This is a genomic window from Stutzerimonas kunmingensis, from assembly GCF_032106285.1.
Classification (GTDB): Bacteria; Pseudomonadota; Gammaproteobacteria; order Pseudomonadales; family Pseudomonadaceae; genus Stutzerimonas; species Stutzerimonas kunmingensis_B.
Genome location: NZ_DAMCPO010000026.1, coordinates 45,747 through 57,795, shown reverse-complemented (window position 1 = coordinate 57,795; position 12,049 = coordinate 45,747). Strand labels below are relative to the sequence as shown.

At 65.2% G+C, this 12,049-nt stretch carries 13 protein-coding genes; 6 read left to right on the top strand and 7 right to left on the bottom strand.

The genetic code is table 11. From position 1 onward, the window contains the following. Positions 1-487, top strand: a 487-nt coding sequence (locus RT582_RS18235) for a cbb3-type cytochrome c oxidase subunit I (protein ID WP_313479048.1), incomplete at its 5' end; no start/stop codon positions are given. A 95-nt stretch (positions 488-582) separates the two neighbouring features. After that, positions 583-1,722, top strand: coding sequence for an HPP family protein (locus RT582_RS18230; RefSeq protein ID WP_014819164.1), 1,140 nt, complete (start codon positions 583-585; stop codon positions 1,720-1,722). A gap of 14 nt (positions 1,723-1,736) precedes the next feature. Here the strand turns inward: RT582_RS18230 and RT582_RS18225 are convergent, their stop codons facing one another. The 7 genes from RT582_RS18225 to RT582_RS18195 form a co-directional block, all read right to left on the bottom strand. Then, positions 1,737-2,597, bottom strand: coding sequence for a LysR family transcriptional regulator (locus RT582_RS18225; protein WP_014819165.1), 861 nt, complete (start codon positions 2,595-2,597; stop codon positions 1,737-1,739). Between the two features lie 102 nt (positions 2,598-2,699). Further along, complete coding sequence (locus RT582_RS18220; RefSeq protein ID WP_313479043.1) at positions 2,700-4,223, bottom strand: nitrite reductase; 1,524 nt, start codon at positions 4,221-4,223, stop codon at positions 2,700-2,702. Beyond that, positions 4,214-5,050: a uroporphyrinogen-III C-methyltransferase gene (gene cobA / locus RT582_RS18215; RefSeq protein WP_313479040.1), complete on the bottom strand. Its 837-nt coding sequence runs from the start codon at positions 5,048-5,050 to the stop codon at positions 4,214-4,216. The genes RT582_RS18220 and cobA overlap by 10 nt, the downstream gene beginning before the upstream one ends. Positions 5,051-5,120: 70 nt before the next feature. Next, entirely contained in the window at positions 5,121-6,302 is a 1,182-nt protein-coding gene (gene nirJ / locus RT582_RS18210) for a heme d1 biosynthesis radical SAM protein NirJ (protein WP_313479037.1), read from the bottom strand. Positions 6,303-6,471: 169 nt separating this feature from the next. Beyond that, complete coding sequence (locus RT582_RS18205; RefSeq protein WP_014819169.1) at positions 6,472-6,720, bottom strand: cytochrome C oxidase subunit IV family protein; 249 nt, start codon at positions 6,718-6,720, stop codon at positions 6,472-6,474. 3 nt (positions 6,721-6,723) lie between these two features. Beyond that, positions 6,724-7,311, bottom strand: a complete 588-nt coding sequence (locus RT582_RS18200; protein WP_101275078.1) for a cytochrome c oxidase subunit 3 — start codon at positions 7,309-7,311, stop codon at positions 6,724-6,726. Next, positions 7,295-8,107 (bottom strand): CbbQ/NirQ/NorQ/GpvN family protein, encoded by an 813-nt coding sequence (locus RT582_RS18195; RefSeq protein ID WP_014819171.1) that lies wholly within the window; start codon positions 8,105-8,107, stop codon positions 7,295-7,297. Before RT582_RS18195 ends, RT582_RS18200 begins: the two co-directional genes overlap by 17 nt. A 324-nt stretch (positions 8,108-8,431) precedes the next feature. Here RT582_RS18195 and RT582_RS18190 point away from each other — a divergent pair, with 324 nt between their 5' ends. From RT582_RS18190 to RT582_RS18175, 4 genes are read left to right on the top strand one after another with little or no spacing between them, the layout of a single operon-like run. Then, positions 8,432-10,147 (top strand): nitrite reductase, encoded by a 1,716-nt coding sequence (locus tag RT582_RS18190; protein WP_096780428.1) that lies wholly within the window; start codon positions 8,432-8,434, stop codon positions 10,145-10,147. A gap of 56 nt (positions 10,148-10,203) precedes the next feature. Further along, the gene (locus RT582_RS18185) at positions 10,204-10,518 is read left to right on the top strand and encodes a c-type cytochrome (RefSeq protein WP_041016043.1); all 315 of its coding nucleotides are present in this window, start codon (positions 10,204-10,206) and stop codon (positions 10,516-10,518) included. Positions 10,519-10,534: 16 nt separating this feature from the next. After that, positions 10,535-10,876: a c-type cytochrome gene (locus tag RT582_RS18180; protein WP_042923947.1), complete on the top strand. Its 342-nt coding sequence runs from the start codon at positions 10,535-10,537 to the stop codon at positions 10,874-10,876. Beyond that, on the top strand, positions 10,873-12,048 hold the full coding sequence (locus RT582_RS18175; RefSeq protein ID WP_014819175.1) for a cytochrome D1 domain-containing protein: 1,176 nt from the start codon (positions 10,873-10,875) through the stop codon (positions 12,046-12,048). The genes RT582_RS18180 and RT582_RS18175 overlap by 4 nt, the downstream gene beginning before the upstream one ends. Position 12,049 lies beyond the last annotated feature (1 nt).

The window sequence follows — 12,049 nt, the reverse complement described above, 5'->3', positions numbered from 1 at the left end:
GTTCTACGGCATGTCGACCTTCGAAGGCCCGATGATGGCGATCAAGACGGTCAACGCCCTGTCGCACTACACCGACTGGACCATCGGGCACGTACACGCCGGGGCGCTGGGCTGGGTGGCGATGATCTCCATCGGCTCGCTGTACCACCTGATTCCGCGGCTATGGGGGCGCGAGCAGATGCACAGCATCGGCCTGATCAATGCGCACTTCTGGCTGGCGACCATCGGCACGGTGCTCTACATCGCCTCGATGTGGGTCAACGGCATCACTCAGGGCCTGATGTGGCGGGCGATCAACGAAGACGGCACGCTGACCTATTCCTTCGTCGAGGCGCTGGAAGCCAGCCATCCCGGCTACATCGTGCGCATGGCCGGCGGCGCCATCTTCGCCAGCGGCATGCTGCTGATGGCGCTGAACACCTGGCTGACCGTGCGCACCCGCCGCGACGAGCGCGTGCCGCAGGCAGCGCCGCTGCTGGCCAGCTGAACGCCCGGGCAGCTATCTCGCTCAAAACAGGTCCAGGGACGGACCGCTCCACCGCCCGTCGGGCGGCCTCTCCGATTTCGACACAAGCAGGACCAATGCACGACTCTTTCGCCCTCTGGATTCGCTCGTTCCTTCCAGCCCCGCTGAATGCTTCGCCGAAGGAGTGGTTACGCGCCGCCCTCGGCGTTGCCATCGTCATGCCGCTGGTGTTCTGCAGCGGCTACATGCTGGTCGGCAGTTCGCTGACCCTGCAGATCATGGGGCCAGCCGGCGCCTCAGCGGTGCTGGTGTTCGTCGCCTCGTCCAGCCCGTTCGCCCAGCCATGGGCGGTTCTGGTTGGCAATCTGCTGGCGGCGCTGATCGGCATCAGTCTGGGCATGAGCGGCTTGCCCAGTATCGCCTCGCTGGCGCTGGCGGCTTGCCTGTCGCTGCTCTGTCTGTTCTATCTGCGCTGCCTGCATCCGCCGAGCATCGCGCTGGCGCTGGTGGCGGCGGTGGGCAGCCCGGAGCTGCATCAGCTGGGTTACGCGCTGGTCGGGCCAGTGCTGTTCTATTCGGCGCTCCTGGTGACGGTCGCGCTGGTCTACAACAACCTGACCGGGCATCCCTATCCGAAGCCGCGGCTGAGCCGCGAGAACAGTCATCACACCCGCGACCTGCCGCCGGGCGAGCGCATGAGCTTCACCCATGACGACGTGGATCGCGCGCTGCAGGAATTCGGCGAGTATGTCGACGTCACCCGTGACGACCTCGAACGGCTGATCAAGCAGACCGAAAAGCACGCCCTGCGGCGCAGCATGGGCGAGATCACCGCGGCGCACGTGATGTCACGCGATCTGTACTGGCACACGCCGGATACCTTCATCGAGCAGGCCTGGCAGACCCTGCAGGTGCACCGGCTGCGCTCGCTGCCGGTGGTGCAGGGCGACGACCATCGGCTGGTTGGCATCGTCACCCAGGTGGACCTGCTCAAGCACTTCCACCCGCGGCCGGGGCGGCTCAGTTTCGGTCAGCTGAACTTCCTGCGCGGCACCAAGCTACGCGCGATCATGAGTTCGCCAGTAGTCTCGGTGACCGCCGATACGCACATGGTCGAACTGGTTTATCTACTCTCGGATCGCGGCCTGCACTGCCTGCCGGTGGTCGATGCGCAACAGCGGCTGGTCGGCATGATTACCCAGACGGATCTGATCGCCGCGCTGTACCGCAACTGGCTCAAGCAGCTGCCGGACTGAGTCCGGCGCGACGCTCAGATATCGTAGTACCAGCGTGACCAGTCGTAATCGTCGAGGGCTACTTCGCGCAGCAGCTCGACGGCCTTGAGCAACGCGGGCGATTCGCTGGCGCGTGCATGCACCAGGTAGACCGGATAGCTGAACTCCGGCGCCTGCTCCACTCGCTTGAGAACCCCTTCTTCCAGATAGCGCTGGACCACGCGGGTGCGAAAGTAGCCGCGGCCGCCGCATTGCACCAGATACTGCAAGGCCAGCGGCCCGAGGCTGAATGACAGCGCGGCGCGGGTGTATTCCGGCAGCGCCTGGTTATGCTGCTTGCGAAATGCCGGCCCCCAATCCACGTACAGATACGGCGTTGGATTCTGCGCCTGCACCACCTGGATCAGCTTTTCCTCCAGCAGCTGTTCGACCTGCAGCCCGGGCAGGTACTCCGGCTGGTGTACCAGCGCGGCGTCGAGCACGCCGAGGTCGAGCTTCTTCTGCAGCTCTTCGCCGCTGCCCACTTCCAGTCGCACGGCGTGGCCCGGCAGCGCTTGCCGCAGCCGCTGGACCCAGGCCAGCATCAGCGGGTTGCACAGGCTCACCTCGGCGCCGAGCGTGAGCAGTTCGCCATAACCGCGTGGCAGCGGCAGGTCGCGCCGCGCGGCCTCCCAGGTCTGCACCAGCTGGCGGGCATAGGCGGCAAAGCGCTCGCCATCGGCCGTCAGCCGCGCGCCGGCGCGATTGCGCACGAACAGCCGGCAGCTCAGCTGGTTTTCCAGGTTCTGTATGCGCGCGGTGACGGCCGTCTGGGTGATGTGCAGGCGCTCGGCCGTGGCGATGAAGCTGCCGCTGCGAATGATCTCGAGAAAGGTGCGGGCGAGATCAATATCCATGGTCGACCTTAAATGCAGTGAACGTGACGGAACCGATGATTGTAGGGGGTTGTGACCGTCGTGGGGGCGCCCACCTTGAATCGGTGGGCGATCCGCTCACGATCAGTGCGAAGTGCCTTCGGCGAACTCGATCTTGTTGCCGACGTTGTACTTGCCAGAGGGCTTGTTCATCGGGATGCGTTTGACCTCCTCCAGCGTCTTGGCGTCGTAGACGAGCAGGGCGCCGTCGGTGTCCCAGACGCTGAGCAGGGCGTAGCGACCGTCATTGGTGAACTCGACGTGGGCGGCGTTCTTGCCCGGCATCGGGCGCAGGGTGTGGGCGACTTCCAGGGTCTGCTTGTCGATCAGGTGCACGGCGTCGTTGTTCGGGCCGAAGAACACGTCGGTCCAGGCGTAGGGCGAGTTTTGTTGGCTGCGCATGAAGAAGCCCGGGCCTTCGGTGGGAATCTCCTTGATCAGCTTCCAGGTTTCCAGGTCCAGGACCGAGATCAGCCCCTTGCTGACGTTGGGCGTGGCGAACACCCACTTGCCGTCGCGCTTCCAGTAGATACCCGAGCCCAGGTGCGGCATGCCTGGCAGCGGGATATCGGTGACCGCCTTGCCGGTATCCAGGTCGATCACCTGGCCGCCGTGGGCCTTGCGCGAGGTGGCCAGCAGGTGGCGGTAGTCGGGGGTGAAGGAGAAGTCGTCGAGGAAGTCGGCGGCCTCGATGCGCCGGGGTTCGAAGGTCGGCTCGCCGGCGTAGGAGAGCTCCCAGGCCTCTTTCACGTCCTTCAGCGCGACCACGAAGCTGTCGCGCGGCGGAGCGGTGTATACGGCGCTGACCCGTGACGGCGTGCCATCCTGGCCGACGGTGGGGATGTGCTTGACCAGCGACAGGTCGCGGGCATCGAGCAGCACCAGATTGCCCGGCAGGTAGTTGCCCACCAGCACCCAGCGGCCATCGTTGCTGACCGCCAGGTTGCGCGTGTTCAGCCCGGCGCGAACCTCGGCGATCATGCTCAGGTTGTGCAGGTCGTAGACGCTGACCCAGCCGTCGCGGGAGGCGAAGTAGACGAAGCGGCCATCCGGCGAGAACTTCGGCCCGCCGTGCAGGGCGAAGTGCGACTGGAAGTTGGCCAGTTCCTCGAAACGGTCACCATCCAGCACCCGCACATGGTGATTGCCGGCTTCCACCACGACAAACAGGTTGAGCGGATCGGCGCCGTGCTGCGGGGTCGTCGGCAGCGTGGCGACGTCCTTGAGAATGCGGTGGCTGGCACGGATGTCGGCGTCGCTCCAGGTCGGCGGCACGGCTGAGGGCTGGTACAGATAGTCGACCAGCCCGGCGATCTGCGCGTCGTTCAGCACCTGGGAGTAGGCGCCCATCTGGCTCGCCGGGCGACCGTCGCGGATCACCGCCTGGGCTTCGGCCGGCTTGATGCGGCTGAGGCTTTCCGGCAACAGCGCCGGGCCGGCGCCGCCGAGACGATTGACGCCGTGGCAGCTCTGACAGTGCTGTTCGTACAGCGCCTGACTGTCGGCTGGCTGGGTCGCCGCGGCAGCCCGCGGAATGGCCAGGTCGAGGGCAACGAAGGTGGCCGCCGGCAGCGCGGCGGCCAGCAGCAGGGCGGGTATCAGTTGCATAAGGCCTCCGTTTGCGGGGCTGGATCACCCTGCAGCCGCGCCGGGTGCTGGACCTGGCGCTCGGCGAACAGGCCGACCACCCGGCCGATCACGGTCAGGGTCGGCGGCGTGAGGTGCTGCTCGTCGGCCATGCTTGGCAGCTGGCGCAGCGTGCAGCGCACCACCTGCTGGTTCTCCCGGGTGCCGTTGCCGATCAGTGCGGCGGGCGTGTCCACCGGCAGGCCGGCGGCGATCAGGTTGCGCGAGATCTCGCCGAGGCTGGCCAGGCCCATGTAGAACACCAGGGTCTGGCCGCCCTGCGCTAGGGCGTCCCAGGGCAGGTGCAGTTCGCCGTTGGTCTGCAGGTGGCCGGTGATGAACTGGCAGGAATGCGCCAGATCGCGGTGAGTCAGCGGAATGCCGGCATAGGCGCTGCAGCCGGCCGCAGCGGTGATGCCCGGTACTACCTGGCAGTCGATGCCGCGCTGCAGAAGAAATTCCAGTTCCTCGGCACCGCGGCCGAAGATGAACGGGTCGCCGCCCTTGAGTCGCACCACGCGCTTGTTCTGCTGGGCCAGGTCGGCCAGTAGCTGGTTGATCTCCGGCTGCGGCAGGCTGTGGTAGCCACTGGTCTTGCCGACGTAATGGCGGCTGCAGTCGGCCGGCAGCAACGCCATCAACCCGTCGCTGACCAGGCGGTCGTAGACCACTGCGTCGGCCTGTTGCAACAGGCTCCAGGCACGCAGGGTAAGCAGGCCGGGGTCGCCCGGCCCGGCGCCGACCAGAGCGACTTCGCCTGGGGCGAACGCGGCGCTCAGCGAAGCGGGAAATGTGAGTGGCTGGTCCATGCGGTGCTCCTGAATTCTCATCGGGCTTACGGAGTGCGTTGCAGCGGCGCTTGGTCGGCCGCTCGATCGGTCAGATGGCGATGCTGGGAATGCGCTTGGCGGCGTGTAGGCCGATCTCCTCGTCGGAGAGGTAGCAGCCCGGGTCTTCGGCCCACAGATCGCCCTGCGCCCAGGCGCGGGTACGCGTGTTGCCGTTGCAGATCGCCAGCCAGCGGCAGTCGGCACAGCGACCGCCGACCGCGCGCGGATGCTGGCGCAGCTCCTGCAGCAGCGGCGCCGGCTCGTTCAGCCAGATATCGCTGAAGCGCTGGCGGCGCACGTTGCCGACGGTGTGCTGCCACCAGTAGGTGTCCGGGTGCACGTCGCCGATGTTGTCGATGTTGGCGATGCCGCTGCCGGAGGCGTTGCCGCCCCAGGCGCGCAGCATGCCTTCCAGGCGGTCGCGATGCTCAGGCAGGCGCTCCTCGACCCACTGCAGCAGCAGGACCGCGTCGGCGTCGTTGTTGCCGCTGACGAAATCGGTCTCGCGGCCGTGCTGGACGTCGTCCCAGGCCTGCTCGAAGAGCTGACGCATGGCGTCGCGGGTCATCTGGTGATGGGCGTCGGCCTTGCTGCTGCGCTTGCCGCGGCCGCTGTAGTTGAGGTGCGAGAGATAGAACTTCTGCACGTCGTGCTCGCGCATCAGCGCCAGCAGTGCCGGCAGCTGCGGGTAGTTGTTCTGCGTCAGGGTAGTGCGCAGGCCGACGCGGATATCGCGCTGGCGGCACAGGTCGATGGCATGCATGGACGCGGCGAAGCTGCCCTTGAGCTGGCGCCATTCGTCATGCACTGCCTCCAGGCCGTCGATGCTGATGCCGACGTAGTCGAACTGCGCCGCGGCGATACGCTCGATGTTGCTCTCGTCGATCAGCGTGCCGTTGGTGGACAGCGCAACGAAGAAACCCTTGTCACGGGCGTAATCGGCCAGCTGGAAGATGTCGGCCCGCAGCAGCGGTTCGCCGCCGGAGAGGATCAGCACGCGCACACCGGCCTCGTGCAGATCGTCGATCACCTTCAGCGCCTCGGCGGTATCCAGTTCGTCGCGGAACTCGCTGTCGGCGGAGGTCGCGTAACAGTGCTTGCAGGTCAGGTTGCAGCGCCTGAGCAGGTTCCAGATCACCACGGGTGGGCGCTTGCCGCTGGCGCTGCGGGCACCGAGCACCTTGGTGGCCGGTTGGGCCAGGGCGCGCAGGTAATGGCTGATTCTCAACATGGGGCGGCTCCGCTTCGGCAGCGTATCTCACCGGGCGCGCCGTCTCGGGCGCCCGTTCCTTGAGCAGCAGGATCAACGAGCGGGGTAGGGCTGGCCTTGATCGGAAACAATAAAAGTCGCGGGGCGTGGCTGACCGCATCGTCAGCTTCTTGCGGCGGTGTACCGTTGGTCAGAGCAGGGTCAGCAGCACGCCCAGCACCAGTACCAGCGGCCAGGCGAGCAGCAGCAGACGCCACGCCCGCGGAGCGTGGCGCAGCTCCATGAAACCGTCGGTGATCAGCCAGGCCTTGCCGAACGCCGTGAGCAGAACGGCACCAGCCAATGCCAGCGTGGCGCCGGCATTACCCAGCAGCACGGTGGAAACCGACAGCAGTGCCAGACCGAGCCAGCAGGCCACCAGAATCTTCGAAGCAGACATGACTTACCTCAGCACGTAGACCAGCGGGAACAGCAGCACCCAGACCATATCCACCATGTGCCAGTAGAGCACTCCGGACTCCAGGCCGCTGTGCTCGTCCGGCCCGTAGGCACCGCGGCGGCAGCGCATGGCCAGCCAGCCTAGGATCACCATGCCCAGCAGCACATGCAGGAAATGAAAGCCGGTCAGAATCCAGTACAGGGTGAAGAAGGTGTTGTGTTCCATGCCCAGGCCGAGCCCGGCCAGGTGGCTGTACTCGTTGAGCTTGAGCACCACATAGACGCAGGACGAGCCCAGCGCGGCGAGCAGCAACAGCGTCGCGCGCCCGGACTGGGCCTCGCGCACCTGTTCCACCGCCAGGGCGGCGAACAGGCCTGAGGTCAGCAGGCTCAGGGTCAGCGCCAGGCCGATGGAGCTGTCCAGCGCCGCGCGGCTCTCGCTGAACAGCTGCGGATTGAGCATCTGCGTGGCGGCGAACGCCAGGATCAGGATGGCGAAGACGGTCAGCTCGGCGAGGATGAAGAACCACATCGCCAGATCGCCCGGCAGGCGCCGGGACAGTTGGCTGCTGGCTTCAGGCGAAGTGGACATCGACCACATCCATCAGCGCGGCGACCGTCTGCGGGTCATCCGACAGCGGCTCGGCGAGGCAGGCCAGGCAGGCCTGACGCGGCGTCATGCCGGAGCGAATCATCCGCGCGGTGAAGATCAGCAGGCGGGTCGAGGCGACTTCCTCCAGATCATGCTGCTCCAACCGGCGCAGCGCCTGGCCGAGCTTGACTACCTGAGCGGCGAGTTCGTCATCCACCTGCGCCTCGTTGGCGACGATGCGCACCTCCTCGGCGGCCGGCGGGTAATCGAAGCGCATCGCCACGAAGCGTTGGCGCGTACTTGGCTTCATGCCCTTGAGCAGGTTCTGGTAACCGGGGTTGTAGGACACCACCAGCATGAAGCCCGGCGGCGCCTTGAGCGCCTCGCCGGTGCGCTCGATGAACAGCTCGCGGCGGTCGTCGGCCAGCGGGTGCAGTACCACGGCGGTGTCCTGCCGCGCCTCGACCACTTCGTCCAGGTAGCAGATGCCGCCTTCGCGTACCGCGCGGGTCAGCGGGCCGTCCTGCCACCAGGTGCCCTGGGCGCCGATCAGGTGACGACCGACCAGGTCGGCGGCGGAGAGGTCGTCATGGCAGGCCACGGTGTACAGCGGCAGGTTCAGCCGATGCGCCATGTGCTGCACGAAGCGGGTCTTGCCGCAGCCGGTCGGGCCCTTGATCAGCACCGGCATGCCGTGCTGCCAGGCCTGCTGGAACAGCTGCTCCTCGTTGCCCAGCGGTTGGTAGAAGGGCGCGTCAGGCGTGCCGGCGGCAGTCGGGATTTCAATCGCATTCACAGGCAAGTACCTCACGGCAGCAGTTGGTTATTTCCATCGCCAAGCTACCGGCCCCACCGACCCCTCTCAAGCCATCCGCCGGCAAAGCTTGATTGCGATCAAGTCCCGCACCTGATGCCGACCAATCGAAGCCGATTCCAGACGTTTCGACCCGTTACGCCCGCGACAAGGCGTCACGCTGAGGGGGTGCCGGGGGCTCTCTTGATTGTCGTCAAGCGCTTAGCCACTTCCCCTCTCCTAGGATGCAATCGCACCAAATAAGTCCCCGGGAACTGCCGCACCGCCGTCACTAGCAGGAATCGCATGAAGCGATTCAGAGGAGATATCAGTATGAGCAAACCACTACTGGCAGGCTTCATCGCCGGCTTTTCGATGCTCGGTCTGGCCGTTGCCCAGGCCGCAGCGAACCCCGAGACCGCTGAGGCGGCCTACAAGGGGCAGGCGTCGGCGGTCGATCCGGCTAGCGCTCAGGTTGTGCATTCGCCGGGTGCGCCAGATCTGACGAGCGCCGAGTTCGAGCAGGCCAAGGAAATCTACTTCCAGCGCTGCGCCGGCTGTCACGGTGTGCTGCGCAAGGGCGCGACCGGCAAGCCGCTGACGCCTGACATCACCCAGGAGCGTGGCCAGGCCTATCTGGAAGCGCTGATCACCTATGGTTCGCCTGCCGGTATGCCGAACTGGGGGACGTCCAACGCGCTGACCAAGGACCAGATCACGCTGATGGCCAAGTACATCCAGCACACTCCGCCGACCCCGCCCGAGTGGGGGATGAAGGAGATGAAGAATTCCTGGAACGTGCTGGTCAAGCCGGAAGATCGGCCGAAAAAGCAGATGAACAAGCTGAACTTGCCGAACCTGTTCTCCGTCACCCTGCGTGACGACGGCAAGATCGCCCTCGTCGACGGTGACAGCAAGAAGATCGTCAAGACCATCGACACCGGTTATGCAGTGCATATCTCGCGCATGTCCGCTTCGGGTCGTTACCTGCTGGTCATCGGTCGCGATGCCAAAATCGACATGATCGACCTGTGGGGCAAGGAGCCGGTCAAGGTCGCTGAAATCAAGGTCGGCATCGAGGCCCGCTCGGTTGAAACTTCGAAGTACAAGGGCTACGAGGACAAGTACGTGATCGCCGGCGACTACTGGCCGCCACAGTTCACCATCATGGATGGCGAGACCCTCGAGCCGCTGCAGATCGTCTCCACCCGCGGCATGACCGTCGGTACCCAGGAATACCACCCGGAACCGCGCGTCGCGGCGATCATCGCCTCCCACGAACATCCCGAGTTCATCGTCAACGTCAAGGAGACCGGCAAGGTCCTGCTGGTCAACTACGAAGACATCAACAACCTGACCACCACAATGATCGGCACCGCACCGTTCCTGCATGACGGCGGCTGGGACGTGAGCCACCGCTACTTCATGACGGCAGCGAACAACTCCAACAAAGTTGCGGTGATCGACTCGAAAGAGCGCAAGATGGCCGCGCTGGTCGATGTCGGCAAGATTCCGCACCCAGGCCGTGGCGCCAACTTCGTGCATCCGAAATTCGGACCGGTATGGGCAACCAGCCACCTGGGCGACGAGACCATCTCGCTGATTGGCACCGACCCGGACAAGCATCCGAAGAACGCCTGGAAAGTGGTCGAGACTCTGAAGGGCCAAGGTGGCGGTTCGCTGTTCATCAAGACCCATCCGAAGTCCAAGCACCTGTACCTGGATACCACCTTCCACCCGGACGCCAAGATCAGCCAGTCCGCTGCAGTCTTCGACATCAGCAATCTGGAGGGAGGCTACAAGGTGCTGCCCATCGGCGAGTGGTCCGGCCTGAAAGGCGGGGCCCAGCGCGTGGTGCAGCCGGAGTACAACGAGGCGGGCGACGAAGTCTGGTTCTCGGTCTGGAATGGTCAGGAAGAGGAGTCCGCGATTGTTGTCGTAGATGACAAGACGCTAGAACTCAAAACAGTGATCAAGGACAAAAGGTTGATTACCCCAACCGGTAAATTTAACGTCCACAACACTCAGTACGACGTTTACTGAGTCCACCTGGGGGCGGGCCTCAAGATCCGCCCCCGATTAGCCTTGAGGAAGTACTCATGAAAAAAATTCTGCTCCCATTGCTCGCCCTTGGCGGCGCGCTGGCCCTGCAGCCGGCGTTCGCACAGGACGGCGAAGCGCTGTTCAAGAGCAAGCCTTGCGCCGCGTGCCATAGCATCGACGCCAAGCTGGTCGGCCCGGCCTTCAAGGAAGTCGCCGCCAAGTACGCGGGGCAGGACGGCGCTGCCGATCTGCTGGCCGGCCACATCAAGAACGGCAGCCAGGGCGTATGGGGTCCGATCCCGATGCCGCCAAACCCGGTCACCGAAGAAGAAGCCAAGATCCTCGCCGAGTGGGTTCTTAGCCAGAAGTAACACCTTGGAGGACGCCATGACAGTTGCCCGACACGCCGTTTCACGTCTGGGGCTGGCCCTGGCGTCCTTCCTCCTGATTCCCACCGCCCTGGCCGCGGCCCCCACTGCCGAACGCCAGGCGAAGCTCGACCATCTGCTGCTTCAGGACTGTGGCTCCTGCCATGGCCTGCGCATGACCGGCGGTCTCGGCCCCGCGCTCACCCGCGAGGCGCTAGCCGGCAAACCCCGTGACAGTCTGATCGCCACCGTTACCCACGGCCGCCCCGGTACGGCCATGCCCGGCTGGAATGCCCTGCTCGACGAGCAGGACATCGCCTACCTGGTCGACCGCCTGCTCGAAGGATATCCCAAGCCATGATTCGTCCTTTTCTGCTGCTGGCTGCGGCCGGTCTGCTCGCGGCCTGTGCACAGCAACCGCTGCGCGGCACCGGTGACCTCGGGGTGGTGGTGGAGCGCGCCACCGGTAGTCTGCAGATCATCGAGAGCAGCAACCAGAGCCAGCTCGCCCGCATCGAGGGGCTGGGCGACCTGTCCCATGCCTCGGTGGTGTTTTCCCGCGATCAGCGTTACGCCTACGTATTCGGCCGCGACGGCGGGCTGACCAAGGTCGACCTGCTGCGCCAGCGCATCGATCGTCGCGTCATCCAGGGTGGCAACAGCATCGGTGGCGCCATCAGCCAGGACGGCACGCTGATCGCAGTCGGCAACTACGAGCCGGGTGGGGTGAAGGTATTCGATGCCAAGACCTTGGAGCTGGTCGCCGACATACCGGCGACGCCGCTGGCCGACGGCAGCCGCAATTCGCGGGTGGTCGGCGTGATCGACGTGCCCGGTCGGCGCTTCATCTACAGCCTGTTCGATACCGATGAAACCTGGCTGTTGGATTTCAGCCAGGGCAACGAGCCGCAGATCACCCGTTTCGAGGGTATCGGCCGCCAACCCTACGATGCGCTGCTGACTCCTGAAGGGCGCTATTACATCGCCGGCCTGTTCGGCGAGGACGGCATGGCCAAGATCGACCTCTGGCATCCCGAGCGTGGCGTCGAGCGCATTCTCGATGGTTATGGCCGCGGCCAGCAGAAACTGCCGGTCTACAAGATGCCGCACCTGGAAGGCTGGACCGTGGCCGGCAACCAGACCTTTGTCCCCGCCGTCGGCCAGCATCGTGTGCTGGTGATGGATTCCGAGAAGTGGCAGCAGACCGACGCCATCGACGTTGCCGGTCAGCCGATCTTCGTCATGGCACGACCTGACGCGCGGCAGATCTGGGTCAACTTCGCCCACCCCGACAACGGCAAGGTCCAGGTCATCGACAGCGAGACCCACGAGGTCATCGCCGATCTGGAACCGGGCCCGGCCGTGCTGCACATGGAGTTCACCGCCCGCGGCGATCAGCTCTGGCTGTCGGTGCGCGATGGCGAGGAAATCCAGGTCTGGGACCCCTACACCCTGAAGCTGCTCAAGCGACTGCCGGCGCAAAGTCCGAGCGGCATCTTCTTCAGCAGCCGCGCCCACGAGACGGGGTTGTGAC

Excerpts from the sequence above, each read along its gene's own strand:
- RT582_RS18175 (WP_014819175.1), top strand. The coding sequence starts at position 10,873 with ATGATTCGTCCTTTTCTGCTGCTGGCTGCGGCCGGTCTGCTCGCGGCC.
- cobA (WP_313479040.1), bottom strand. The coding sequence starts at position 5,050 with ATGGACCAGCCACTCACATTTCCCGCTTCGCTGAGCGCCGCGTTCGCC.
- nirJ (WP_313479037.1), bottom strand. The coding sequence starts at position 6,302 with ATGTTGAGAATCAGCCATTACCTGCGCGCCCTGGCCCAACCGGCCACC.
- RT582_RS18185 (WP_041016043.1), top strand. The coding sequence starts at position 10,204 with ATGAAAAAAATTCTGCTCCCATTGCTCGCCCTTGGCGGCGCGCTGGCC.
- RT582_RS18220 (WP_313479043.1), bottom strand. The coding sequence starts at position 4,223 with ATGCAACTGATACCCGCCCTGCTGCTGGCCGCCGCGCTGCCGGCGGCC.
- RT582_RS18205 (WP_014819169.1), bottom strand. The coding sequence starts at position 6,720 with ATGTCTGCTTCGAAGATTCTGGTGGCCTGCTGGCTCGGTCTGGCACTG.
- RT582_RS18180 (WP_042923947.1), top strand. The coding sequence starts at position 10,535 with ATGACAGTTGCCCGACACGCCGTTTCACGTCTGGGGCTGGCCCTGGCG.
- RT582_RS18225 (WP_014819165.1), bottom strand. The coding sequence starts at position 2,597 with ATGGATATTGATCTCGCCCGCACCTTTCTCGAGATCATTCGCAGCGGC.
- RT582_RS18200 (WP_101275078.1), bottom strand. The coding sequence starts at position 7,311 with ATGTCCACTTCGCCTGAAGCCAGCAGCCAACTGTCCCGGCGCCTGCCG.
- RT582_RS18230 (WP_014819164.1), top strand. The coding sequence starts at position 583 with ATGCACGACTCTTTCGCCCTCTGGATTCGCTCGTTCCTTCCAGCCCCG.